Here is a 26,536-nt window from a genome sequence, read left to right as displayed (position 1 = left end):
TCCCAGGAAGATATTGAGAGAAGGACCTTACATTGGCTCCCAAGAAGAAGGTCACCGGCCTCATCAAGCTGCAGATCCAGGCAGGCGCCGCTAACCCGGCCCCGCCGATCGGTCCTGCGCTTGGCCAGCACGGTGTCAACATCATGGAATTCTGCAAGGCGTACAACGCTGCCACAGAAGCCCAGCGCGGAAACGTTATCCCCGTGGAAATCACGGTCTACGAAGACCGTTCCTTCACGTTCATCACCAAGACCCCGCCGGCTGCAGAGCTCATCAAGAAGGCTGCAGGCGTTGCCAAGGGTTCACCCACGCCGCACACCGTCAAGGTTGCCAAGCTGACTCAGGCCCAGGTCAACGAGATCGCCACCACCAAGATGGAAGATCTCAACGCCACCAGCCTCGAAGGCGCAGCGAAGATCATCGCCGGTACCGCCCGCTCCATGGGTATCACCGTAGAAGGCTAATAGCCTTCACCGTCGGGAAACCGGCACCACTGCCGGACAACCGGCACAAACCGTAATGCCGCAGGGTCCTTGCAGGATCCTCGGCTGTGGCAGGGCCCAGCGCGGTCCGCAGACCACAACTGCACAAGGAGAAATAAGCAGCATGGCAAAGCGCAGCAAAGCATATGAGGCAGCAGCCGCCAAGATCGACGCGGAGAACTTCTACGCGCCGTTCGAGGCAGTAACGCTCGCCAAGGACACCAACCCGTCCAAGTTCGACGCCACCGTTGAGGTTGCCTTCCGCCTGGGCGTTGACCCTCGCAAGGCTGACCAGATGGTCCGCGGCACCGTTATCCTGCCCCACGGCACCGGTAAGGTCTCCCGCGTCCTGGTCTTCGCAACGGGAGACAAGGCTGAGGCAGCAATCGCTGCCGGCGCCGACTTCGTTGGTTCCGATGACCTGATCGAAAAGATCGCAGCCGGCTGGACCGACTTCGATGCAGCCGTAGCCACCCCTGACCTCATGGGCAAGGTTGGCCGTCTTGGTAAGGTCCTGGGTCCCCGTAACCTGATGCCGAACCCGAAGACGGGCACCGTGACCGCAGACGTGGCCAAGGCTGTCAACGACATCAAGGGTGGCAAGATCGACTTCCGCGTCGACAAGCACTCGAACCTGCACTTCATCATCGGCAAGGTTTCCTTCGACGCCATCAAGCTGGCCGAGAACTACGCAGCAGCACTGGAAGAGGTGCTTCGTTTGAAGCCGTCCGCTTCCAAGGGCCGCTACATTCAGAAGGCCACCGTGGCCACCACGTTCGGTCCCGGCATCTCCGTCGACCCCAACGTCACGAAGGTCCTGACCGAGGTCTAGTCCTCAACAGCGCTTCGGCCGGGTTATTCCGGCACACCAATGGACCGTCCGGCACTGCGCCGGGCGGTCCTTTGGTTTAACCCCAACAGCCCTGGACCAAACGGCCTCCGCCCTACCCTCGACCAAATCGAACGGATGGTTAGGATGGGGCATGGCCGGTCAGCAGCTGATGATCACCGCAGTCGCCATTCCTTCAGCGCTCGACGCCGGGACAGACCACAGTGCCGGCGGCACCGGCGGCGTGATGGACTTCCACGAGTGCCACGCCTTGCGCGAGAAGCATGAACTGGAGAAATGGGGCGACCTGGACCGCTGCCCCACGGCCATGGAGAGCCTGGAATACTGGCGCGGCAATGAGTATGAGGAACGCCGGCTGTTCATAGCACGGCTGGGCCAGCACACCGTGGGAACCTGCTCCGTAACCATGCCCCTGCGTGAGAACACGTCCGCGGCAGGGATCATGGTGGACGTGGCGGCAGCCTTCCGGCGCCAGGGTTGGGGCCACCGGCTGCTGGAGCACGCCGAGGCTGTGGCCGCGGAAAGCGGACGCACTTCCTTGGATGCCTACTGTGAGCTGCCCGCCGGGCCGGTGGAGAACGCGGCCCGGTTGATTCCCGCCAAATCCGGCGCGGGCGGGCTCCCTGCAGATGACCCTGCCGTGGCCTTTGCAGCACGCGCGGGCTACGAACTCGAGCAGGTGGAGAGGGCCAGCCGGCTCACGCTGCCGGTACCGGCGAATCAACTCGACGCCCTGGAGATGGAGGCGTCTGCACGGGCAACCGGCTACGTCCTGGTGGGCTGGTCTGATACGTGTCCTGACGAACTCGTGGCTGAATACGCAGTCCTCAAGAACCGGATGAGCAAGGATGTCCCCATTGCCGGACTGGACTGGGAAGCCGAGGACTGGGACCCTGCCAGGGTCCGGCAGGAGGAGCAGTCGAACAGCCGCAGCGGCGTGCAGTGCCAGGTCGCGGCGGCGCTGCACAGGTCTACCGGCAAGCTCGTCGCCTACACGGTCCTGAACTGGCGGCCGGGCATTCCTGCAAGCATTGCCCAGCAGGACACCCTGGTTTCTTCCGGGCACCGCGGGAAGAGGCTGGGATTGCTGATCAAGGCAGCGAACCTCCGAGCCGCCCAGCATCGATGGCCGGCGGCGCGGTCGGTGCTGACATGGAACGCCGTGGAAAACCGGCATATGCTGGCGATAAATAATTTGCTTGGATTCAAACCTGCTGGTTATGAGGGCGAATGGCAGAAACGGCTGGGAAGACGCACCTTATGGCAGAAGACGTACGGATAGAGCAGCTGTGGATCCCGGACACCCTGGACGCACCTGACGCGGTGGATTTCCTGGCTGCCGTAGAGGTGGGCCGCAAAGTCCGGATGCAGACCTGGGGCAGCGACGACCTCGCGTACACGCCGCTGGAGAAGCTCCTGGAGCTGGCCGATCCCTATGAGCGCCAGGTCATCCTGGTGGCCAAGGCCGGGGAGCAGATCATCGGTACGGTTGACATTGCCTTGCCGCTGACCGACAACCTGGACATGGCGGAGTTCACCCTGGACATCCTGCCGGAATTCCAGCGCCAGGGAGTTGGCCGCAAGCTGCTCCTCGCGGCTGAACACCTGGCACGCAGCGAGGGCCGCACGCTGATCCTCGTTGACACCAACCATCCCGGCGCGTCCCTGCACGAGTTCGAGACGGCCCAGCTGGTGCCGGGTTCAGGCCAGGGCTTTGTGCCGTTGGACAGCCGGGAAGTCGAATTCGCGCGCCGGACCGGCTACACCCTTCAGCACATCGAGCAGTTCAGTTCCTGTGCACTGCCGCTGGACACCAAACTCGTGGCGGATCTGCAGGCCGAGGCGCATGAAGCCAATAGCGGGCGGTACCGGCTCCATCACTGGACGGACCGCTGCCCGGATGAGTGGCTGGAAGCCGTGGCCGTCCTCGAGAACCAGGCGGGCGCCGACGTCGATCCTTCCCTTGAGACTCCCGTTGAGCAGGACATGGTGTTCGACGGCGGCATCCTCCGCGAGGCCGAAGAGGTCACCATCGCGCAGGGGCGGCGGACGGTGGTCACCGCCGTCGAGCATCTGGCCACCGGGGCCCTGGTGGGCCTGACCACCATCAGCGTCCTGGCCCACCGGCCCGATGTGGTGTTCCAGGACGACACCCTGGTCCTGCAGGAGCACCGGGGGAACAAGCTGGGGCTGCTGATCAAGGTGGCCAACATGGAGCGGCTTACCGAGCAGTTCCCCGATGCCCGGGTCATCTACACTTGGAACGCGCCCGAGAACAGGTACTTGCTGACGGTCAACCAGCAGCTCGGCTTCACCACCGCCGGCGTGACTGGCATCTGGCAGAAGGAACTCCCGTACCTAGGGACCAGCAAGAGCTAAGGCCGATTTGGTGGTCCGGCGGCCGGTCCCGTAAGCTTGAAGTACCAAAGACCGTCGGTTGTTGGAAATCCATTCTCCTGAACGCAGCTCAACTCTGCAGTTGCGTGCGGGAGGCCAAAATGTATTTCTGGACGAAGGACCCTGAACATAGGGCGGCCGGCGCAGGTGAACGAAGCAACGCTCCACAGTGAAAGCCGTGTTGAGCCAAGCCCCGTGCATCTGCGCGGGGCGTTTTTTAGTTTTAGCTCATCTGAGCGGGGACCGTCGCATACCGGCACTATCCCCGGAAGGAGGGTTATGGCAACGCCTACAAAGGTTTCAGCAGTAGCTGAGATCACTAACGATTTCAAGGAATCGAACGCCGCTGTCCTGACCGAATACCGCGGGCTCACCGTTGCACAGCTCAAGCAGCTGCGTGTTTCTCTCGGCCAGGACACCAAGTTCTCGGTCGTCAAGAACACCCTGACCGCTATTGCAGCCAAGGAAGCTGGTGTCGAAGCATTCAACGACCAGCTCTCCGGCCCTACTGCGATCGCGTTCATCAAGGGTGACGCAGTTGCTGCTGCCAAGAGCCTGACGGATTTTGCCAAGGCCAACAAGCAGCTGGTCATCAAGACCGGTTACTTCGAGGGCAAGGCACTGAACGCGAGCGAAGTCGCTGCCCTGGCAGCACTCGAGTCCCGCGAGCTGCAGCTCGCCAAGGTTGCAGGCATCCTCAAGGCTCCTGCTGCCGCCGCTGCACGCACCATTGACGCACTGCGCCTCAAGCTCGAAGAAGCGAACGGTTCACCGGCAGCTGCCGAGGCTCCTGCCGCGGAAGAAGCTCCGGCCGCAGACGAAGCCCCCGAAGCAGCTGCAGAGGCTCCCGCCGAAGCACCCGCTGCCGAAGAGAACTAGTTTCTCTTCACCCACCAGACTCCGGTGTGAAGGCAATGGCCCAGGCCGCCAAGCACCACCTATAGGAAGGACGCCACACCATGGCGAAGCTCACCAACGAAGAGCTCATTGAAGCTTTCAAGGAACTGACCATCATCGAGCTCTCCGAGTTCGTCAAGCTCTTCGAAGAGACCTTCGAAGTTACTGCAGCTGCAGTTGCTGTTGCTGGCCCCGCCGGTGGCGGCGCCGCTGAAGAAGCTGAAGAGCAGACTGAATTCGACGTTATCCTCGAATCAGCTGGCGAAAAGAAGATCGCAGTGATCAAGGAAGTTCGCGCAATCACTTCCCTGGGTCTGAAGGAAGCTAAGGACGTTGTTGACAGCGCCCCCAAGGCTGTCCTCGAAGGCGTCACCAAGGAAGCTGCCGAAAAGGCAGTGGAGCAGCTCCAGGCTGCCGGCGCAACCGTTACCCTCAAGTAACTCACGCCGCTTCACGGAAAACCCCGTCCACTTCGGTGGGCGGGGTTTTCCTGCATTTAACCCAAGTAGGTCGAACTAACTGTCGTTTTGAGCGCTCATAACGACAGTTAGTGCGACCTACTTGGGTGTGGTGCCTAGTTCGGTTCGGAGATATCGGCGACGAGGGCGCCCAGTGCTGCGGTGAGCGCATCGGCGTCCACAAACGCGCTGTAGCCGTGTTCGCCGGCGCCCATGGAGATCCGGCGGCCGGCAATGGTGGCGTCCGCGTACACCGGCCAGGCGGTGGTGCTGCCGAGTGGGGTGATGGTCCCGCGTTCGTAGCCGGTCGCACCAAGCGCCACGTCCGCGGGCGGCAACGAGAGTTTGTTGACGCCCACCAGGGTCCGCAGTTTTGGCCAGGAGATCTGCCGGTCGCCCGGAATCAGCGCGAACAGGAACGTCCCGTCCTTGTGCTTGACCACCAGGGACTTCACGATGTCCGCGGGCGTGATGCCCAGGATCCCGGCAGCCTCCTCGAGGCTCCGCGCGGCCAGCCGCTCCACCAGCTGCACGTCCAGCCCGCGCGCGGCGGCGTCGGCAAGGAAACGCTGACGTCCGACGGCGGCGCTCGTGTTGTGGACCTGCCCCACCATCAGTTCCTGCCCACCATTATTCCGTGCCCACTATCAGTCCCGGTACAGCAGGAGCGCTTCGCCCTGGCCGCCGCCGCCACACAGGGAGACCGCGGCCTTACCGCTGCCGCGCCGTTTGAGTTCATGGGCCGCGTGCAGCGCCAAGCGCGCACCGGATGCACCGATCGGGTGGCCGAGGGCAATGGCGCCGCCGTGGATGTTGCACTTCTCCAGCGGGTAGTCCAGGTCCTTCAGCGACTGCACCGCGACCGAACCGAACGCTTCGTTGATTTCGATGAAGTCCAGGTCCGCGGTGCTCCATTCCGCCCGCTGCAGTGCGTTCATGATCGCGTGGGACGGCTGCGAATGCAGGGAATTGTCCGGACCGGCAACCTGTCCGGGCTTCCCCACCACAGCCAGGTATTCCAGACCGTTCTCCTCCGCGAACCGGCGCGATGCCAGCACCAGTGCGGAGGCGCCGTCGGACAGGGGGGAGGAGTTGCCTGCGGTGATGGTTCCGTCGCTGACAAAGGCTGCCCGCAGCCCGGCCAGGGACTGGATGGACGTGTTGGGCCGTACGCCTTCATCGGTGGCGACAACGACGGGATCGCCCTTGCGCTGCTTGACGCTGATGGGTGCGATCTCGTCGTCGAAGACGCCGTTCTTCGCCGCCAGCGCCGCACGTTGGTGCGAGTGGGCGGCCACGTTGTCCTGCGAGGTCCGGTCGATGCCCAGCGTCAGGTTCTTGGCTTCGGTGGACAGGCCCATGGACTGGCCGTCGAACGCATCCGTGAGGCCGTCGTGCGCCGCGACATCCAGCGCCTGGATGGCGCCATAGGTCCAGCCCTGGCGGGAACCCGGCAGCAGGTGGGGCGCACGGGTCATTGATTCCTGGCCGCCGGCCACCACCACCGTGGCGTCGCCGCTGCGGATCATCCTGGCGGCGTCGATCACCGCGGTCAGCCCGGACAGGCACACCTTGTTGATAGTGACCGTGGGAACGTTCCAGCCGATTCCAGCTCCGATGGCGCTCTGGCGCGCGGGGTTCTGCCCGGCACCGGCCTGCAGTACCTGGCCCATGATGACGGCGTCCACCTGGCCGGCCTCCACGCCGCTCGCGGCAATCGCGGACCTGATCGCGTGGGCTCCGAGTTCGACGGCGGTGAAGCTCGCCAGTTGCCCGTTGAGCCGGCCCTGCGGTGTACGCGCACCGGCCAGGATGACCACGTCATTGTTGTCGTTGGAGTTGCCCATTGTGATCTCTTCCGCTCTGAATCGATGTACTTCCAAGGCTACCGTGAGGCCTGTCACCTATTTATCCAAACGCCTCAGAGGCGCCGATGATTCCATTCGTGCGGGCCGTGGCCACTAGGGGAGAACTACCCATCCGCCGGATGTGCGCGTGCTCGCGGCAGTGCGTAGGGTGGACGGCGAAGACGAAAGCAACAGAGCAACGCAAAACAGGGAGCAGCAGCATCTTGAAGAAAATCCTCGCCGCGGCAGCCATGGGCAGCCTCGCCGGACTCACCGCCTGCAGCGTTGCCACTCCTGCGCCGGACAGCACTTCATCAGCAGCAGCCCCTACTGCGTCCACCTCCGCACCTTCCACCGCGTCGCCGTCGCGCTCTTCCAGTCCGTCAGCAGCGCCCCAGGCCGGTGGTGTTAAGGGAGCCTGCGAGACGTTCAACTCGCTCTACGCCGACTACAAGGCCATCCAGGATGATTCCAACGCCTACGAGGACATCTACTTTGCCGCGCAGGACGCCAAGGACACGGTGTCGGGGAACCTGGTGGGACTGTTTACCTCGCTCAGCGTCCTCGCTCTTGACCACTCCACGGCCGCGAAAAGCGGCGGCGATCCCGAGCAGGCTTCCAAGGATGGTGTGCGTGATGCTGTCTTCGCCAACGCCCAGGCCTGCACGGCTGAGGACGTTACGCTCCGGCTCTGATGCCGCTTCCGGTACCAAAAAAATCAGTGCTTGCAATAAGTCCGGTTGTGGGGTAGACACGTAATTGGTTTTGCCGTATCGTAGATATTTGCGTCTTCCCTGTTTACCTTCAGCCTTCATATAGCGGTGGGCTTTGCCTGGCAGCTGACCATCAACGTGCCGTCAACAACGTCATTGGATGGAAAGCCCCGGCCCGGGTCATATAGCGGAACCGGATGGTAGCACTGCGGAGTCATTCCGCAGGGTGCACAGCGGGGGAGATCTGAAAACGCCTGAAGGTCTGTGGAAGGATCCCTCTTGGTCGCCTCGAGCACCTCTAATAACGAAACCGCTAACACCGCCGACAGCACTGATGGTGCCACTCGCCGGCTCTCATTCGCAAAGATTCACGAACCGCTGGACGTTCCGAATCTCCTTGCCCTGCAGACGGACAGCTTCGACTGGCTGGTCGGAAACGAACGCTGGCAGGCGCGCGTAGCGAAGGCCGTCGAAGAAAACGATCTCAGCGTCGCCACCTCGTCCGGACTGTCGGACATCTTTGAAGAGATCTCCCCGATCGAGGACTTCCAGGGCACCATGTCCCTGAGCTTCTCCGATCCGGAGTTCGCTGACCCGAAGTACACCATGGCCGAGTGCAAGGACCGGGACGCAACGTACTCGGCACCGCTGTACGTCAAGGCCGAGTTCATGAACAACAACACGGGCGAAATCAAGCAGCAGACCGTGTTCATGGGCGACTTCCCCCTCATGACGGAGAAGGGCACCTTCGTCGTCAACGGCACCGAGCGTGTGGTCGTCTCCCAGCTGGTCCGTTCACCGGGCGCCTACTTTGAGCGCACCGCCGACAAGACCAGTGACAAGGACATCTTCACTGCCAAGATCATCCCGTCCCGCGGTGCATGGTTTGAACTCGAGATCGACAAGCGCGACCAGGTCGGCGTTCGCCTCGACCGCAAGCGCAAGCAGTCCGTCACCGTTCTGCTGAAGGCCCTCGGCTGGACCGAAGGCCAGATCCTCGAAGAGTTCGGCCAGTACGACTCCATGCGCGCAACGCTGGAGAAGGACGCCACCGAGACCCGCGAAGACGCGTTGCTGGACATCTACCGGAAGCTGCGACCGGGCGAGCCGCCCACAGTCGAGGCTGCCCAGTCCCTCCTGGACAACCTGTACTTCAACTCCAAGCGCTACGATCTGGCCAAGGTTGGCCGTTACAAGATCAACCGCAAGCTTGGCATTGACCGCTCCCTTGGCGACAAGGAAGCTTCGGTCCTGCACGTTGAAGACATCGTGGCCATGATCAAGTTCCTGGTTGCCCTGCACGCCGGCGAGAAGACCCTCACGGGCAAGCGCGACGGCCAGGACCACGAGCTGCGCGTTGAGATCGATGACATCGACCACTTCGGCAACCGTCGTATCCGCGCCGTCGGCGAGCTCATCGAGAACCAGGTCCGCACCGGCCTGTCCCGTATGGAGCGCGTTGTCCGCGAGCGGATGACCACCCAGGACGTCGAGGCCATCACGCCGCAGACACTGATCAACATCCGCCCTGTCGTTGCAGCCATCAAGGAGTTCTTCGGAACTTCCCAGCTGTCACAGTTCATGGACCAGAACAACCCGCTGTCGGGTCTGACCCACAAGCGCCGTCTGTCCGCGCTTGGCCCGGGTGGTCTGTCCCGTGACCGCGCAGGCATGGAAGTTCGAGACGTTCACCCGTCCCACTACGGACGTATGTGCCCCATCGAAACCCCTGAAGGCCCGAACATTGGTCTGATCGGTTCGCTGGCATCCTACGGCCGCATCAACCCGTTCGGCTTCATCGAGACCCCTTACCGTCTCGTCGCTGAAGGCGTTGTCTCCGATGAGGTCCAGTACCTCACGGCCGACGACGAGGCAGAGGTCCTGATCGCACAGGCCAACGCTCCGCTGGATGAGAACAAGAAGTTCGCCGAAGAGACCGTCCTGGTCCGCGCCCGTGGTGGTGGAGGCGAGCCTGTGCTCGTTCCCGCCGGCGAGGTCGAGTTCATGGACGTTTCCCCGCGCCAGATGGTGTCCGTGGCTACGGCCCTGATCCCGTTCCTCGAGCATGACGATGCTAACCGCGCACTCATGGGTGCCAACATGCAGCGCCAGGCCGTGCCGCTGGTCCGTTCCGAGGCCCCGTTCGTGGGCACCGGCATGGAGCGCGCCGCCGCCGTCGACGCCGGTGATGTCACCATCGCGAAGAAGGCCGGTGTGGTTACCGAGGTCTCCGCTGAGCTCGTCATCATGCTCAACGACGACGGTACGGAAACCAACTACCGCATCAACAAGTTCGCACGCTCCAACCAGGGCAACTGCTACAACAACCGTGTCCTGGTGAACGAAGGCCAGCGCCTCGAGGTCGGCGGCATCATCGCCGACGGTCCGGCAACGGACCAGGGCGAACTCGCCCTCGGTAAGAACCTGCTCGTGGCATTCATGTCATGGGAAGGCCACAACTTCGAGGACGCCATCATCCTCTCGCAGCGCATTGTTGCCGAGGACGTTCTTTCCTCCATCCACATCGAGGAGCACGAGATCGATGCCCGCGACACCAAGCTTGGCGCCGAGGAAATCACCCGTGACATCCCCAACGTGTCCGAGGAAGTCCTGGCAGGTCTGGACGAGCGCGGCATCATCCACATCGGTGCCGAAGTTGAAGCCGGCGACATCCTGGTCGGAAAGGTCACCCCGAAGGGTGAAACCGAACTGACCCCGGAAGAGCGCCTGCTGCGCGCCATCTTCGGTGAGAAGTCCCGCGAAGTGCGCGACACCTCCCTGAAGGTTCCGCACGGCGAGTCCGGCACCGTCATCGGCGTCCGCGTCTTCGACCGCGACAATGACGACGAACTGCCCCCGGGCGTGAACCAGCTGGTGCGTGTCTACGTGGCCGCCAAGCGCAAGATCACCGACGGCGACAAGCTCGCCGGCCGTCACGGCAACAAGGGCGTTATTTCCAAGATCCTCCCGATCGAGGACATGCCCTTCCTTGCCGACGGTACCCCCGTTGATATCGTCCTGAACCCGCTGGGTGTTCCGGGCCGTATGAACGTCGGCCAGGTGCTCGAAACGCACCTCGGCTGGGTTGCCAAGACCGGTTGGAAGATCGAAGGCGAGCCCGAGTGGATGAAGCAGCTGCCGAACCTGCCGCGCGAGAGTGGCCAGACCACTGTTGCAACGCCGGTGTTCGATGGCGCCCGTGAAGAGGAAATCACGGGTCTGCTGGACTCCACCAACGTCACCCGCGACGGCGACCGCCTGATCAACTCCTCAGGCAAGACCCGCCTCTTCGACGGCCGCTCCGGCGAGCCGTTCCCGGATCCGATCTCGGTCGGCTACATGTACATCCTGAAGCTCCACCACCTGGTGGACGACAAGATCCACGCCCGTTCCACTGGCCCGTACTCCATGATCACGCAGCAGCCGCTGGGTGGTAAGGCACAGTTCGGTGGCCAGCGCTTCGGTGAGATGGAAGTGTGGGCGCTGGAAGCTTATGGCGCCGCGTACACGCTCCAGGAACTCCTCACCATCAAGTCGGATGATATCCACGGTCGTGTCAAGGTCTACGAAGCAATCGTCAAGGGCGAGAACATCCCCGAGCCGGGCGTTCCTGAGTCCTTCAAGGTCTTGATCAAGGAAATGCAGTCGCTGTGCCTGAACGTGGAAGTACTCTCCACGGACGGAACCACAATTGAAATGCGTGACTCTGATGACGCAGTCTTCACGGCTGCGGAAGAACTGGGCATCGATCTGTCTCGTGCAGAGCCCAGTTCCGTAGAAGAGGTTTAGCAGGTTGATGTCCGACGGCGGGTGACCACCCGCCGTCGGACATCACCTCCCTCTTCCCGTAACCAAGACTTCAGAATTTAGAGAACAAGAGAGAACAGGGACCATATGTCCAGCGAATCCTCCTTCGGCCTCATGCAGATCGGCCTCGCCACCGCGGATGACATCCGTGGCTGGTCTTACGGCGAGGTTAAGAAGCCGGAAACCATCAACTACCGCACGCTCAAGCCCGAGAAGGACGGCCTCTTCTGCGAGAAGATCTTCGGCCCTTCCCGCGACTGGGAATGCTACTGCGGTAAGTACAAGCGCGTGCGCTTCAAGGGCATCATCTGCGAGCGGTGTGGCGTTGAAGTCACCCGTGCAAAGGTGCGCCGTGAGCGCATGGGCCACATCGAGCTGGCCGCCCCCGTCACGCACATCTGGTACTTCAAGGGTGTTCCGTCACGTCTGGGCTACCTCCTTGACCTGGCACCGAAGGACCTCGAAAAGGTCATCTACTTCGCTGCCTACATGATCACCAGCGTCGACGCCGACAGCCGCCACGAGGAACTGCCCAACCTGCAGGTTGAGCACGACATCGAGAAGAAGCAGCTGATCGACAACCGTGACTCCGACATCGCCACGATCGCCCGTGACCTCGAAAACGAGATCGCGCGCCTCGAAGGTGAAGGTGCCAAGGCTGCCGATAAGAAGAAGGCCCGCGACTCCGCGGACCGTCAGATGGCCAACGTGCGTAAGCGTGCCGACGCCGAGATCGAGCGCCTCGAGCAGGTCTGGGACCGTTTCAAGAACCTGAAGGTCGCAGACCTCGAAGGCGACGAAGGCCTCTACCGCGAGCTGCGCGACCGCTACGGCATGTACTTCGAAGGCTCCATGGGTGCCGAAGCCATCAAGAAGCGTCTTGAGAACTTCGACATGCAGGCCGAGTCTGACCTCCTGCGCGACATCATTGCCAACGGCAAGGGCCAGCGCAAGACCCGTGCCCTGAAGCGCCTGAAGGTGGTCAACGCGTTCCTGACCACCAACAACAGCCCGCTCGGCATGGTGCTGGACGCTGTCCCGGTGATCCCGCCGGAACTGCGCCCGATGGTCCAGCTGGACGGTGGCCGCTTCGCGACCTCCGACCTCAACGACCTCTACCGTCGTGTGATCAACCGCAACAACCGCCTCAAGCGCCTGCTTGACCTCGGTGCCCCGGAGATCATCGTCAACAACGAGAAGCGCATGCTTCAGGAAGCTGTTGACAGCCTCTTCGACAACGGCCGTCGCGGCCGTCCGGTCACCGGTCCTGGCAACCGTCCGCTGAAGTCCCTGAGCGACATGCTCAAGGGCAAGCAGGGTCGTTTCCGCCAGAACCTCCTCGGCAAGCGCGTTGACTACTCCGGCCGTTCGGTCATCGTCGTCGGCCCGCAGCTGAAGCTGCACCAGTGTGGTCTGCCCAAGCAGATGGCGCTGGAGCTCTTCAAGCCGTTCGTGATGAAGCGCCTGGTTGACCTCAACCACGCCCAGAACATCAAGTCGGCCAAGCGTATGGTTGAGCGTTACCGTCCGCAGGTCTGGGACGTGCTGGAAGAGATCATCACCGAACACCCGGTGCTGCTCAACCGTGCACCTACCCTGCACCGTCTTGGCATCCAGGCGTTCGAACCGCAGCTTGTTGAAGGTAAGGCAATCCAGCTCCACCCGCTGGTTTGTGGCGCCTTCAACGCTGACTTCGACGGCGACCAGATGGCAGTCCACCTGCCGCTGAGCCCCGAGGCCCAGGCTGAGGCACGCATCCTGATGCTGTCCTCGAACAACATCCTGAAGCCGTCCGACGGCCGTCCGGTCACCCTGCCTTCGCAGGATATGATCATCGGTCTTTACCACCTGACCACCAAGCGTGTCGGTTCAGCTGGCGAAGGACGCGTCTTCTCCTCGGTTGCCGAAGCCATCATGGCCTACGACCTCCGCGAGCTGCACTTGAACTCGCAGGTCAGGATCCGTCTCGAAGGCTTCGTTCCGTACGCGGGCTGGGAAGCTCCGGAAGGCTGGGAAGCCGGCCAGCCGGTGATCGTCCAGACCTCCCTGGGACAGGTCATCTTCAACCAGACGCTGCCGGCGGATTACCCGTGGGTTGAGAACGTTGCGGACAAGGGCGAACTGTCCACGATCGTCAACGATCTCGCCGAGCGCTACCCGAAGGTGGTCACGGCGGCAACGCTGGACAACCTGAAGGATGCCGGTTTCTACTGGGCCACCCGCTCGGGCGTTACCGTCGCCATCTCGGACATCGAGGTACCCAAGGACAAGCCGAAGATCCTCGCCGGTTACGAAATCATGGCTGCCAAGATCCAGGGCCAGTACGACAAGGGCCTGATCGACGACGACGAGCGTCGCCAGGAACTGATCGAGATCTGGAACAAGGCAACGAACGAGATTGCCCAGGTGATGCGTGACAACCTGTCGCCGATGAACACCATCAACCGTATGGTGTCCTCCGGTGCACGTGGTAACTGGATGCAGGTTCGTCAGATCGCGGGTATCCGTGGCCTGGTGGCCAACCCCAAGGGTGAAATCATCCCGCGTCCCATCAAGTCCTCCTACCGCGAGGGCCTGTCGGTGCTGGAATACTTCATCGCCACGCACGGTGCCCGTAAGGGTCTGGCTGACACCGCGCTGCGTACCGCCAACTCGGGTTACCTGACCCGTCGGCTGGTGGACGTGTCGCAGGACGTCATCGTCCGCGAAGAGGACTGCGGCACCGAGCGCGGCCTGGTTACGCCAATCGCCGTGCCGGACGCCAACGGCGAGCTGGTCCTGGACGAGAACGTCGAGAACAGCGCCTACGCTCGTACGCTCGCTGTTGACGTTGTGGACTCCAAGGGCAATGTCCTTGCAGCCGGCGGCACCGACTGCGGCGACGTCGTTATAGCTGAGCTGTTCGCAGCCGGCATCACCGAGGTCAAGGTCCGCTCTGTACTCACCTGTGAGTCCAGCGTCGGCACCTGCGCCCTGTGCTACGGCCGTTCGCTGGCAACCGGCAAGACCGTGGACATCGGCGAGGCTGTCGGCATCATCGCCGCACAGTCCATCGGTGAGCCCGGTACCCAGCTGACCATGCGTACGTTCCACACCGGTGGTGCTGTTTCCGCTACCGGTGGAGAAGACATCACCCAGGGTCTGCCGCGTATCCAGGAGCTCTTCGAAGCCCGTACTCCGAAGGGTGTCGCACCGATTGCTGAAGCAGCCGGCCGCATCGCCATCGAAGAGTCCGAGCGTCAGATGCGCCTGGTCATCACCCCGGATGACGGCTCTGAAGAGATCGCCTACCCGGTACTGCGCCGTTCACGCCTCCTCATCGAGGATGGCGAGCACGTCACAGTAGGCCAGAAGCTCATCAACGGTCCGGTGGACCCCAAGCAGGTTCTGCGCATCATGGGTCCCCGTGCCGCGCAGAAGTTCCTGGTGGACGAGGTTCAGGGTGTGTACCGCAGCCAGGGCATCGGTATCCACGACAAGCACGTCGAGGTTATCGTCCGCCAGATGCTGCGCCGCGTCACGGTCATCGAATCCGGCGAATCGGATCTGCTCCCCGGCGAGCTCGCCGAGCGCAGCCGCTTCGAGGAGGCCAACCGCCGCGTTGTGTCCGAGGGCAAGACTCCGGCTTCCGGACGTCCTGAGCTCATGGGCATCACCAAGGCGTCCCTGGCCACCGAGTCCTGGCTGTCCGCAGCTTCCTTCCAGGAGACCACCCGCGTCCTGACGCAGGCGGCCATGGAAGGCAAGAGCGACCCGCTGCTCGGCCTCAAGGAGAACGTCATCATCGGTAAGCTGATCCCGGCCGGCACGGGTCTCCCGCGCTATACCGAGGTCACCGTGGAGCCCACTGAGGAAGCAAAGGCCAACCTGTTCACCGGCCCCAGCGCATTCAGTGACTTCTCGTACGACTCCCTGGGCGGCGACGGAGCTCCTGAGTTCCACGCCATCCCGCTGGATGACTACGATCTCGGCAACGATTTCCGCTAGTCGATTGCGTTGAAGGGCCCCGTTTCCACTTGGTGGAGGCGGGGCCCTTCGTCTACACCCGATTAAGGGCCCGGGTCCAGCCGTGCTAAACTTTGTCTAATTGTTCTGTGTGGCAGTGGATGAAGGCCGCCGCAGCATCATTTTGGTTTTGTTCTCATGATGCTGGGTGGAGCTTGTTTCCGGGTTGCGGGTAAGGTGCGCAACGAATGCCACGCTTTTGCACGCCTACGCAAGTTTCCAGAGGCCGCAGCTGCAAGGAACAACGCCAAAACCATTGTGTTCAGGCTGGCGCCTGAGCGTGAAGGTAGAGATCAAACCAACGGAGAACACGAGAGTGCCTACGATTAACCAGCTGGTCCGCAAGGGCCGCACGCCTAAGGTCAAAAAGACCAAGGCTCCCGCGCTTAACGGCAGCCCGATGCGCCGCGGTGTCTGCACCCGCGTTTACACCACCACCCCCAAGAAGCCGAACTCGGCTCTTCGTAAGGTTGCACGTGTGCGCCTCAACGGTGGCGTTGAAGTTACCGCTTACATCCCCGGTGTCGGCCACAACCTGCAGGAGCACTCCATTGTGCTCGTTCGCGGCGGTCGCGTGAAGGACCTCCCCGGTGTCCGTTACAAGATCGTCCGTGGCGCCCTCGATACCCAGGGTGTGAAGAACCGTAAGCAGGCACGCAGCCGTTACGGCGCAAAGATGGAGAAGAAGTAATATGCCTCGCAAGGGTCCGGCCCCCAAGCGGCCGCTCGTACTAGATCCCGTTTACGGCTCCCCGCTGGTTACCCAGCTGATCAACAAGGTGCTGGTTGACGGTAAGAAGTCCACCGCAGAGCGCATTGTTTACGGTGCCCTCGAAGGCGCCCGCGCCAAGTCCGGCGGCGACCCCGTAGCAGCCCTCAAGAAGGCCATGGAGAACGTCAAGCCTTCCCTCGAGGTCCGCTCACGCCGCGTTGGTGGCGCTACCTACCAGGTTCCGGTTGAGGTCAAGCCGGGCCGCTCCACCGCCCTCGCCCTGCGTTGGCTGGTTGGCTACTCCAAGGCCCGCCGTGAAAAGACCATGACCGAGCGCCTCCAGAACGAAATCCTGGATGCCTCCAACGGTCTCGGTGCCGCTGTGAAGCGTCGCGAAGACACCCACAAGATGGCCGAGTCCAACAAGGCCTTCGCACACTACCGCTGGTAATACTTCCCGGACGCCGCCGGCTCGACTGAGCCGGCGGCGAACGCGTAGTCCATCCGAAAGGGAGACACCGTGGCACAGGACGTGCTTACAGACCTTAGTAAGGTCCGCAACATCGGCATCATGGCTCACATCGATGCTGGCAAGACCACCACCACCGAGCGCATTCTGTTCTACACAGGTGTGAACCACAAGATCGGCGAAACGCACGACGGCGCTTCGACGACTGACTGGATGGAACAGGAAAAGGAACGCGGCATCACCATCACGTCTGCCGCCGTGACCTGCTTCTGGGACAACAACCAGATCAACATCATTGACACCCCCGGCCACGTTGACTTCACCGTCGAGGTTGAGCGCTCACTGCGCGTCCTCGACGGCGCCGTTGCCGTGTTCGATGGTAAAGAAGGTGTCGAGCCCCAGTCTGAGACCGTTTGGCGCCAGGCTGACAAGTACAACGTTCCGCGTATCTGCTTCGTCAACAAGATGGACAAGCTCGGCGCTGACTTCTACTACACGGTAGACACCATCATCAGCCGCCTCGGTGCCAAGCCGCTCGTTATGCAGCTGCCGATCGGTGCCGAGAACGACTTCGTCGGCGTCGTCGACATCCTGGAAATGCGTGCGCTGGTCTGGCCGGGCGACTCCAAGGGTGACGTCACCATGGGTGCCAAGTACGAGGTCCAGGAGATCCCCGCGGATCTGCTGGAGAAGGCCAAGGAATACCGGGCTGCCCTCGTTGAGACGGTGGCTGACGCTACCGAAGAGCTCATGGAGAAGTACCTCGAGGGTGAAGAACTCACCGTCGATGAGCTCAAGGCCGGCATCCGCAAGATGACGATCAACTCTGAGCTCTACCCGGTCTTCTGTGGCTCCGCGTTCAAGAACCGCGGCGTTCAGCCGATGCTTGACGCCGTGGTTGACTACCTGCCCAACCCGCTCGACGTCCCGCCGATGATCGGTCACGATCCTCGCGACGAAGAGAAGGAACTCACGCGCGCGCCTTCCTCCGAGGAGCCGTTCTCGGCTCTGGCGTTCAAGATTGCTGCGCACCCCTTCTTCGGCCAGCTCACCTTCATCCGCGTGTACTCCGGTCACGTCGAAGCTGGTGCTCAGGTGGTCAACTCCACCAAGGGCAAGAAGGAGCGCATCGGCAAGCTGTTCCAGATGCACGCCAACAAGGAAATGCCTGTTGAAGGCGCTACCGCCGGCCACATCTACGCAGCGATCGGGTTGAAGGACACCACCACGGGTGACACCCTGTGCGATTCCAGCAACCAGATCGTCCTCGAGTCCATGAGCTTCCCGGAGCCCGTGATCTCGGTTGCCATCGAACCGAACACCAAGGGTGACCAGGAGAAGCTCTCACTGGCTATCCAGAAGCTCTCCGCTGAGGACCCGACCTTCCAGGTCTCCCTCAACGAGGACACCGGACAGACCATCATCGCCGGCATGGGCGAGCTCCACCTGGATATCCTGGTGGACCGCATGCGCCGCGAATTCAAGGTCGAGGCCAACGTCGGCAAGCCGCAGGTCGCTTACCGCGAAACCATCAAGAATGTTGTTGCGCGTCACGACTACACGCACAAGAAGCAGACCGGTGGTTCGGGTCAGTTCGCAAAGATCCAGATTGCCATCGGGCCGCTGGACACTTCCGAAGGCGAGCTGTACGAGTTCGAGAACAAGGTCACCGGTGGCCGTATTCCGCGCGAATACATCCCGTCGGTTGACGCCGGCATCCAGGATGCACTGAACGACGGCGTCCTGGCCGGTTACCCGGTTGTTGGCATCAAGGCGACGCTGATTGACGGCGCATACCACGATGTTGACTCTTCGGAAATGGCGTTCAAGATCGCCGGCCGTATGGCTTTCAAGGAAGCCGCACGCAAGGCGAACCCCATCCTGCTCGAACCGCTGATGGATGTAGAGGTCCGCACCCCTGAGGAATACATGGGTGAAGTAATCGGTGACCTCAACTCCCGCCGTGGCCAGATGCAGTCCATGGAAGATGCACAGGGTGTCAAGGTCATCCGTGCGCACGTCCCGCTGTCCGGCATGTTCGGCTACATCGGTGACCTGCGTTCCAAGACCCAGGGCCGCGCTGTGTATTCCATGACGTTCCACAGCTACGCCGAGGTCCCGAAGGCATTTGCCGACGAGATCATCCAGAAGAACCGCGGCGAGTAGTCTTCCGACTTTCGCAGCAAAAACTCGGGTGCGTTTCCGGTTGACGGAAGCTCACCTGGTGCAGGTGGCCGGGTCCCGGTCGGATGCAGTCCGGTCAAGCCGGGCCCCGGCCATCTGCACGAACAGGCTCGAGGGACTAGTATTAGTTCCTGAATCTGCAATTTCACCAATCCAAAGCCCCCCAAGTAGACTTGCCTGAGTTTCTGCCGCGATAAGCGCGGTTGAAGGGTAAGTCATTTGAAAACGTTCTAGGAGGAACCTGTGGCAAAGGCAAAGTTCGAGCGGACTAAGCCGCACGTCAACATCGGCACCATTGGTCACGTTGACCACGGTAAGACGACGCTGACTGCCGCCATTTCCAAGGTGCTGTACGACAAGTACCCGACTCTCAACGAGCAGCGCGACTTCGCGTCGATTGACTCTGCTCCGGAAGAGCGCCAGCGTGGCATCACGATCAACATTTCCCACGTTGAGTACCAGACCGAGAAGCGCCACTACGCACACGTAGACGCTCCGGGTCACGCTGACTACATCAAGAACATGATCACCGGTGCCGCACAGATGGACGGTGCAATCCTCGTGGTTGCCGCCACTGACGGCCCGATGGCTCAGACCCGCGAGCACGTTCTGCTTGCCCGCCAGGTTGGCGTTCCCTACCTGCTGGTTGCGCTGAACAAGTCGGACATGGTTGACGACGAAGAGCTGCTGGACCTCGTTGAAATGGAAGTTCGTGAGCTGCTTTCGGCTCAGGGCTTCGATGGCGACGAAGCTCCCGTTGTTCGCGTTTCCGGCCTGAAGGCCCTCGAAGGCGACCCCATCTGGGTCAAGTCCGTCGAGGACCTCATGGCAGCCGTTGACGAGTCCGTTCCGGACCCCGTACGTGACCGTGACAAGCCGTTCCTGATGCCGATCGAAGACGTCTTCACGATCACCGGCCGTGGCACCGTTGTAACGGGCCGCGCCGAGCGTGGAACCCTCGCCATCAACTCCGAGGTTGAGATCGTCGGCATCCGCCCGGTCCAGAAGACCACGGTTACCGGTATCGAGATGTTCCACAAGCAGCTCGACGAAGCATGGGCCGGCGAGAACTGTGGCCTCCTGCTCCGCGGTCTGAAGCGCGATGACGTAGAGCGTGGCCAGGTTGTCGTCAAGCCGGGTTCCATCACCCCGCACACCGACTTCGAGGCTAACGTCTACATCCTCTCCAAGGACGAAGGCGGACGTCACAACCCGTTCTACTCGAACTACCGCCCGCAGTTCTACTTCCGCACCACGGACGTAACCGGCGTTATCACCCTGCCGGAAGGCACGGAAATGGTTATGCCTGGCGACAACACTGAGATGACCGTTGCGCTCATCCAGCCCATCGCCATGGAAGAGGGCCTCGGCTTCGCCATCCGCGAAGGCGGCCGCACCGTTGGTTCAGGACGCGTTACCAAGATCAATAAGTAATTTACTTGTTGATTACGGAGCTGATCGCCGTCTGACGGCCTGACGCGAAGTTTGGAACAGCCCCGCTGCTAGTGCAGCGGGGCTGTTCTTTGCTACAATTAATCCAATCAATGGATTAATTGTGCAGGCAGGCCTGCCCTTTGGAAAGGGATCGCCGTGAGGGACGAATCATATGAAGCGGGGTACCGCGCCGGTCACCTTCAGGGGTGGCTTGACGCCGTGGCCAAGCTTCAGGCGTCCGGCCAGCTGAGTCCGGGGGCCACGCAATCGCCAAGTTCTGCCGACGCCGACTCACGGCTGGGGGAGGGCCCGCCCCTGGGGCAGCGTACGACGGCGGCGGTCACCAGTGTGCCCACGCCGGCCACGCCAGTGCCCGCCGACGTCAGCATCTCCCTGGTGCCGGCGTCGCCTTCGGCGCCCTTATCGTCGCCGTCGCCCACCGCGTCGGTGCCACCGAGGATTCCGCCGCAGTCTCCGGCCGCCTCGTTCCAGACATATCCGGAGACACCGGCTGAGCGCCAGGCCCGACGTGAAAAGCGGGACCGGCAGAACATCAACATCACGCTGTACGTGGCCAGCCTGCTGCTGGTGGCTGCCGCAGCACTCTTCATCGGCACCAGCCTTCCGCCCATGTTGCGCTTTGCCGGCGTCTGCGCAGTCACGGCGCTTTTCTATGGCGCGGGATTTGTACTGCACGCCCGGGTCCCGCGGCTGAAGCCTGCTGCCGTGGCGTTCACCGGCACCGGGCTTGCCCTGGTTCCTGTGACCGGCCTGGCACTGTACAACTTCGCATTGCAGCACGGCCCGTCTGCCTGGCTGATCACGTCGCTGATCGGTACCGCGGCTTATGTTGCGGCGGCGGTCCGGCTGGAGAGCAGGGTTCTCGTGTACCTTTCCTTCACGTTTGTGGCTTCCACAGCGTTCTCCGGCGTTTCAATCCTGGGTGGCGCGCTCGTCTGGTATTTCGCTGCGCTCATAGCCGTCGCCGTGCTGCTAACTGGCATTGCCCTTGCCCGGCCGCGTTGGCTGCCGCCGGTCTATGTCAGGCCGCTGATGGTCCTGCACCCGTTGGTGGTTCCGGCCGTTGCCGTCGCCGCGACCTGCGTGCCGTTGCACTTGGACAAAGCTGAGTACGCGCTGGTCATCGGGATGTGCGGAGTCTATTTTGCCCTTATGGCCGCTGTTCCGGGGCGGGTCCGGCTGATCAACTTCTATGCGGCACGGGCCGCCCTGACTGTAGCTGCCGCCGTCGAGATCTGGCACCTGACCGGCCGGGGGACCGATGCCCTGCTCGCCGCCGGCGTACTGTTCGCCGCCCAGGCAGTGGGGCTGGCGTTCGTGTCGGCCAGGCTGACGGGCTGGTTTCCTCAGCAGCAGGCAGGCTCGTCCGCCGCCGGCAACAGCCCAAACGCCGCTGGAGAACGCTGGCAGGTTGATGCCCGGGCGACGTTTGCTCTGCAACTCGCTGCCACCACGGCGTTCAGCGTTCACGCGACCGCTGTCGGCTTCTTCCGCGCTCTGGACGGCTACGGTTCAGTCGCAGCGGGTACTACGGTGCCGCTGTGGGTGCCGGTGGCCTTATCGTTGGCCACGGGCATGGTGCTGGCAGCCAAGTGGGCTGGCCGGGCCGAATGGGCGCCAGTGGCCGCACTGGTCTTGGCCGGCATAGTTTCGCCTTCGATGGGCGCGTGGCCGCTCGCCGGGATGCTGCTCGCCGCGGCCGGCTTCTGGGCGATCCGTGGGGTTTTGTCGGCAGGTGATTTCGGCGGCCGGTTGGTTCTGGGGTCCCGGTTGGCCCTCACCTGTGCGGTCCCCGTAACTGTCGCGGCCGTGATGGATGACGGTCCCGGGCGGGCCGAGGCGTCAGTGTTCGCGCTGTTGCTGGCACTCGTGGGCCAGCAACTCCTTACGGCGCTCCTGGAACGCGCGGGCGCGCCGACGTTGGCGCCGGAGGCAACCTTGGGCGTCTTCGGTGCCGGGGGTGCACTGGTTCTGGTCGGGCTGCCGTTCATTGAGACCTCGCCGAACCACGCCCTGACAGCCGTTTGCGTGATCATCCAGCTTGCTGCCGCTTTTGTCATCGGAACCCTGGTGGTTCCACGGCCGGCTACGGAACCGGACTGGGTTGCAACGGTGTGGGAGGCCTTGCCGCTGGGTATGTGCGTGGTCGCCGCGACGGTCGCGTTCCAAGCCGTTTCACAAGGCGCCGGGAACGCGGCGTTGTTGTTGGTGGTTGCATATCTGCTCATCACTGCGGTTCGCCTGCCCCTGCGCCAACACCGCTGGGCCTACTGGTGGTTCGCCAGGGCGGCAGCCACCGTACTTGCCCTGACAGTTTTTCACCAGCTGCAGCGGGACGGCGGCCCGGTGGTCATCGCGGACGAAGTGGTCCACCCGGCAACGGTCCTGGTGACCGTGCTGGCACTCCAGCTGTGCCTTCCGCCGGTTGCTGCGGAGCGCCGTCGTGCTCCCCGCGGGATTCTTGCTGACGCGGGCGCAGTGCTCCTTCTCCAGTTGGCCGGCATTACCAGCCTCTTGCAGTCAGGTTCCGCAGACTGGCAGGAAACCTCCGCTGCAGGACTCGTGGCCCTAGGCGCTGCGGCCTCGGGGTACTTCCTTCGCAGAGTGGCGCGTGCAGTCTGGTTGGCCCCGTTTGCATTTGTTGTGCTGCTGGTCTTCAGCGATGGAGATCTACTTCGGGTGGAACTGATCCTGGGTATCTTCGCGGTCTACTCCACGCTGATGGTGGTGGCCGAGCAACAGCGTGCCAGGAAGGGCTGGTACTTTGTGGCGGCCCGCGTGCTGACGGCAGGCCTCGCACTGGTCCTCAGCTACGACATCACCGCCTCGCCCACTGTGGTTTCGGTGACCTTTGCCCTGGCGCTCGCGGCCCAGCATGCCGTCCGCTGGATGATGCGCTCACGGCTGGCTGACATCCCCTTCCAGCAGGCTGCAGTCTGGATCACGCTGGCCGGGCAAGCATTGCTGCCGCTGGTCTACGTGACGAGGCCGGGTGGCGTCGGGCTGCTGGCGCAGGACGACGGCGGCCGCTGGGTGGTGTTGCTGGAACTGCTGTTGCTGCTGGTCTCTGCCGTGGTGGCGAGGAGACTCTTCAGTGCCAACGGAGCCCGCTACTTCGCTGTGTATGCGGCGCTGTTCGGCGTGCTCGCCCTGGGCCAGCTGTTCACGTTTGGCGGGACGTACCTTGTGACCGCGGTCCTGAGCCACACCGGCACAGCCCTGACTCTGCTGGGTGGTGCGCTGCTTGCTACCGCTGCCGGCATCCTGCGATACCGGCAGAACGCGGGCCGGCAGAACGGGCTCACTCAGAACGGGCGCGAGCAGAATGGTCACCAACAGACCGCCGGCGACGCGGACGTCGAGCACTGGCTCTGGCTGGTTACCGCCGGCTCGTTTGCCGGTGTTGGGCTGCTGATCTCGCCGTTGGCGGCCGACTGGGTGACGGGAGCGGCTGTCCTGGTCCTGTCAGCCGTGTGCTTTACCGCGTCGCATATCGAGGATCTGCCGGTCCTGTATCCGCCGGCAGCCGTGGCCGCGCTCGGCGGGTCCGTCGCCTTGGCGTCGGAGGCGTATCAGGATGTCCCCGGCGTCTGGGACGGATTCCTGCCATGGCTGACCGGCGCGGGCGTGGCTTCGGCCGCCCTCTATGCTGTGCGGCTCATGCGCAGCGGCCCGTTGCAGGCCGAGCCGGTGCGTCGTTGGTCGCTTGCCGGTGCGGCCTTCCTCGGCCTCGTGCTGGTGGTCTTCGTCGGAATCCGGCACGATGCAACGTCCTGGACGGCGGCCGCCGTGCTGGCCGCCGCCGTCGGTGTGTCCTACAGGGAGGCACCCGCAAGGGCGCGACGGATCGCCCTCGAAGTGGGTGCGTTGCTCCTCACAGTAGCCATCCAGCGTGCTGCCATCTTCGAACTGGACGCGCCTGAAGGTCGCACAGGCCGGCTATTGACCGACCTTCCCAGTCCGTTCTGGGTTGTCCAGGGGTACGTGGTCCTGGCCGCTGTCCTCGGTGGCTTGCGCTACTTCGCCGGCAACCAAACTGCCGGCCGGTTCCTGGTGGGCGCGGCCTCTGTTTTGCTCTCGCTGAGCGGCCTGGGCATAGTGTTCGGCGGGAACGGTGGGGAGCACCTGTGGGTCCTGGTGCTCCTCGCCCTGCTGCTCGTGGCAGGCCTTGGACTGGGGGAACGGCTCTTCGTCTGGTGGGGCGCGGCAGGGGTGGCCGCCTGCATTCTGTGGGCCATGCGGCAGTACACGTTCCTGCTGTTGGCGTTCATCGCTGTGGGGCTGATCGTCTTTGCCGTCTGGCGGCTGAACCGTGGAACGGCCGGTCAGGCGGCGGAGGCGGGACCAGAGGTGACCCGGGGTCCTGAGTCCAACCCGCCGTTCCGCGACGGCAGGGAACCTTCCCGGCGGCACTGATACTGTTGCTGACAGCGAGAGGAGTACATCATGGAATGGCTGATTTTTCTGATCATCGTGGTCGCCGTGGTCGCCGGAGTTTTCTGGGCCAAGAAGCATTTCCGCACCGAGATTGACCGCGCCAAGCGCATCAACCGGGCAAACAAGGACAAATAGCAGGCCTCAGCCGGGCGGGCCTTCGCCGGCCAGTGATTTCCGGGCCTGGCTGAGCGCCCGGTACCAGTAGAACGATTCCTTGGGTGTGCGCTCCAGGGTATCGAAATCCACGTGCACCAGGCCGAAGCGCTGAGAGTACCCCGCGGCCCATTCAAAGTTGTCCATCAGCGTCCAGACATAATAGCCGCGGAGGTCCACGTCGTGGGCGATTCCGCCCGGTGCCGTCGCCTCCAGCGCGTGCCGCAGGTGGTCCGCGATGTAATTGATCCGCTCCAGGTCCTGGATGGGGCCGCTCACATGGTCGGGCTCCGGGAAGCTGGCGCCGCTTTCGGTGATGTACAGCGGGGGCAGGTCCCCTTTATAGCGGTCCTTTAGTTCGCGCAGCAGGATGCCCAGATGCTCCGGTGCTACCGGCCAGCCGAAACCCGTGGTGCCGTACTCGTCGAACGGCACCTGGTGGGCAGGTATCCGGACCATGGCTTCCGCTGGCACCGTAAAGTCTTCGCCGGTGCCCTGCCCGGCTGCTACTTTCACGGGCTGGTAGTAGTTCACGCCGTAGAAGTCCACGGGCTGATGGATGGTGCGCAGATCGGAGTCGGAAATCTTGCCGAACGACCGCAGCCACGGCTTGGCATACCGCAAGGAGCGGGGGTACCGGCCCAGGAGGACAGGATCGGCGTAGATCCGGTTCAGCATAATGTCGAAGACTTTCGCAGCGGCCCTGTCGGCAATTTTCCGCGTTGCCGGCTGGACGGGGGAATGCAGGTTGGTCACGCCAATTCCGCCGCGGACCCCTTCCGCCCGCAGTGCCTGGGTGGCCATGCCATGCGCCAGCAGTTGATGGTGGACAGCGGGAAAGGCGTCAAAGAGGAGGTATCGCCCGGGCGCGTGGACGCCCAGGGCATAGCCGTTCAGCACCACCGAGGCTGGTTCGTTGAGGGTTACCCACTGGTCTACGCGATCACCAAAACGCCGGCCGGCCTCGCCTGCGTACTCAGCGAAGCGTTCGGCGGTGGCCCTGTTCATCCAGCCGCCGCGGTGCTCCAAGGGCAGGGGCGTATCCCAGTGGTAGAGAGTGGCCATGGGGGATATGCCGGCCTCGAGCAGTTGGTCGATCAGGCGGTCGTAGAAGTCCAGGCCCTGCTTGTTGAACGCGCCGCGGCCGTCCGGCTGGATCCGCGGCCAGGAGATGGAAAAGCGGTAGGAATCCACGCCGAGGTCCCGCATCAGGGCCACATCTTCGGGCGAGCGGTTGTAGTGGTCGCAGGCCACCGCGGGGGAGTGTCCGTCGATGATGGCGCCGGGTTTCTCCGCGAAGGCATCCCAGCCGGAGGGACCACGCCCGTCCGCGGACAGGGCGCCCTCGATCTGAAAGGCCGCTGAAGCAACTCCCAGCGTGAACGAACTAGGCAGTCGGCCGGCCAGATCCTGGACGGAAACGTCATCTTCGACGGTCATTCCCCCATCATCCATTCGGATGTTGCCGAAGGCAATGACCAGCAACTGAGTAGCCGTAACTGTCGTTATGACGGCTCAGAACGACAGTTAGCGCTACCTGGTTGGGTGCATCGGGGCCCGATGCCCGCAGATTAGGGCAGATTCGCTTCTGGGCATAATATCCGGCATACTAGATGAGTTGTTCAAGCGCTTCTTCGTGTCCCGATCCGGATAATGCCGGGTGTCAGGGT

General features: G+C 62.9%; 18 protein-coding genes. 15 read left to right on the top strand and 3 right to left on the bottom strand.

Annotated elements, in window-relative coordinates:
- Positions 1–32: 32 nt before the first annotated feature.
- The 6 genes from rplK (at position 33) to rplL (ending at position 5,066) form a co-directional block, all read left to right on the top strand.
- Positions 33–464: a 50S ribosomal protein L11 gene (gene rplK / locus ACVWY0_RS02665; RefSeq protein ID WP_024365990.1), complete on the top strand. Its 432-nt coding sequence runs from the start codon at positions 33–35 to the stop codon at positions 462–464.
- A 142-nt stretch (positions 465–606) separates the two neighbouring features.
- The gene (gene rplA, locus ACVWY0_RS02660; protein ID WP_058931708.1) at positions 607–1,314 is read left to right on the top strand and encodes a 50S ribosomal protein L1; all 708 of its coding nucleotides are present in this window, start codon (positions 607–609) and stop codon (positions 1,312–1,314) included.
- Positions 1,315–1,465: 151 nt separating this feature from the next.
- Complete coding sequence (locus ACVWY0_RS02655) at positions 1,466–2,614, top strand: GNAT family N-acetyltransferase (RefSeq protein ID WP_485835299.1); 1,149 nt, start codon at positions 1,466–1,468, stop codon at positions 2,612–2,614.
- Complete coding sequence (locus tag ACVWY0_RS02650) at positions 2,593–3,711, top strand: GNAT family N-acetyltransferase (protein ID WP_485835298.1); 1,119 nt, start codon at positions 2,593–2,595, stop codon at positions 3,709–3,711. The genes ACVWY0_RS02655 and ACVWY0_RS02650 overlap by 22 nt, the downstream gene beginning before the upstream one ends.
- Before the next feature lie 297 nt (positions 3,712–4,008).
- Entirely contained in the window at positions 4,009–4,608 is a 600-nt protein-coding gene (gene rplJ, locus ACVWY0_RS02645) for a 50S ribosomal protein L10 (RefSeq protein WP_160673150.1), read from the top strand.
- Positions 4,609–4,688: 80 nt separating this feature from the next.
- A complete protein-coding gene (gene rplL, locus ACVWY0_RS02640; protein ID WP_056344416.1) occupies positions 4,689–5,066 on the top strand; it encodes a 50S ribosomal protein L7/L12 in 378 nt (125 codons plus the stop codon).
- 134 nt (positions 5,067–5,200) lie between these two features.
- Here rplL and ACVWY0_RS02635 read toward each other — a convergent pair whose 3' ends face one another.
- Together ACVWY0_RS02635 and ACVWY0_RS02630 are read right to left on the bottom strand one after the other, a co-directional pair.
- Complete coding sequence (locus ACVWY0_RS02635) at positions 5,201–5,698, bottom strand: aminoacyl-tRNA deacylase (RefSeq protein WP_485835297.1); 498 nt, start codon at positions 5,696–5,698, stop codon at positions 5,201–5,203.
- A gap of 33 nt (positions 5,699–5,731) precedes the next feature.
- Positions 5,732–6,931: an acetyl-CoA C-acetyltransferase gene (locus ACVWY0_RS02630; RefSeq protein ID WP_485835296.1), complete on the bottom strand. Its 1,200-nt coding sequence runs from the start codon at positions 6,929–6,931 to the stop codon at positions 5,732–5,734.
- Between the two features lie 224 nt (positions 6,932–7,155).
- On the opposite strand from ACVWY0_RS02630, the gene ACVWY0_RS02625 reads away from it, so the two are divergent.
- The 9 genes from ACVWY0_RS02625 (at position 7,156) to ACVWY0_RS02585 (ending at position 24,848) form a co-directional block, all read left to right on the top strand.
- Complete coding sequence (locus ACVWY0_RS02625; RefSeq protein ID WP_485835295.1) at positions 7,156–7,626, top strand: hypothetical protein; 471 nt, start codon at positions 7,156–7,158, stop codon at positions 7,624–7,626.
- Between the two features lie 297 nt (positions 7,627–7,923).
- A complete protein-coding gene (rpoB, locus tag ACVWY0_RS02620; protein WP_058931713.1) occupies positions 7,924–11,433 on the top strand; it encodes a DNA-directed RNA polymerase subunit beta in 3,510 nt (1,169 codons plus the stop codon).
- Positions 11,434–11,538: 105 nt separating this feature from the next.
- Positions 11,539–15,438: a DNA-directed RNA polymerase subunit beta' gene (locus tag ACVWY0_RS02615; protein WP_485835294.1), complete on the top strand. Its 3,900-nt coding sequence runs from the start codon at positions 11,539–11,541 to the stop codon at positions 15,436–15,438.
- Positions 15,439–15,772: 334 nt separating this feature from the next.
- Complete coding sequence (rpsL, locus tag ACVWY0_RS02610) at positions 15,773–16,147, top strand: 30S ribosomal protein S12 (RefSeq protein ID WP_011692814.1); 375 nt, start codon at positions 15,773–15,775, stop codon at positions 16,145–16,147.
- A 1-nt stretch (position 16,148) separates the two neighbouring features.
- Entirely contained in the window at positions 16,149–16,619 is a 471-nt protein-coding gene (gene rpsG / locus ACVWY0_RS02605; RefSeq protein WP_011692813.1) for a 30S ribosomal protein S7, read from the top strand.
- A gap of 69 nt (positions 16,620–16,688) precedes the next feature.
- Positions 16,689–18,803 carry an elongation factor G gene (gene fusA / locus ACVWY0_RS02600; protein ID WP_485835293.1) on the top strand — a complete coding sequence of 705 codons (2,115 nt, stop codon included), beginning with the start codon at positions 16,689–16,691 and terminating at the stop codon, positions 18,801–18,803.
- Between the two features lie 261 nt (positions 18,804–19,064).
- The gene (tuf, locus tag ACVWY0_RS02595; protein ID WP_485835292.1) at positions 19,065–20,255 is read left to right on the top strand and encodes an elongation factor Tu; all 1,191 of its coding nucleotides are present in this window, start codon (positions 19,065–19,067) and stop codon (positions 20,253–20,255) included.
- 156 nt (positions 20,256–20,411) lie between these two features.
- On the top strand, positions 20,412–24,692 hold the full coding sequence (locus tag ACVWY0_RS02590; protein ID WP_485835291.1) for a hypothetical protein: 4,281 nt from the start codon (positions 20,412–20,414) through the stop codon (positions 24,690–24,692).
- 30 nt (positions 24,693–24,722) lie between these two features.
- Positions 24,723–24,848 carry a hypothetical protein gene (locus ACVWY0_RS02585; RefSeq protein WP_256468624.1) on the top strand — a complete coding sequence of 42 codons (126 nt, stop codon included), beginning with the start codon at positions 24,723–24,725 and terminating at the stop codon, positions 24,846–24,848.
- Positions 24,849–24,854: 6 nt separating this feature from the next.
- Here the strand turns inward: ACVWY0_RS02585 and ACVWY0_RS02580 are convergent, their stop codons facing one another.
- On the bottom strand, positions 24,855–26,306 hold the full coding sequence (locus ACVWY0_RS02580; RefSeq protein ID WP_485835290.1) for a GH1 family beta-glucosidase: 1,452 nt from the start codon (positions 26,304–26,306) through the stop codon (positions 24,855–24,857).
- Positions 26,307–26,536 lie beyond the last annotated feature (230 nt).

This window comes from Arthrobacter sp. UYNi723, from assembly GCF_054057635.1.
Note: the sequence above shows the minus strand (reverse complement) of the source record. Positions and strands in the feature narration are given on the sequence as shown.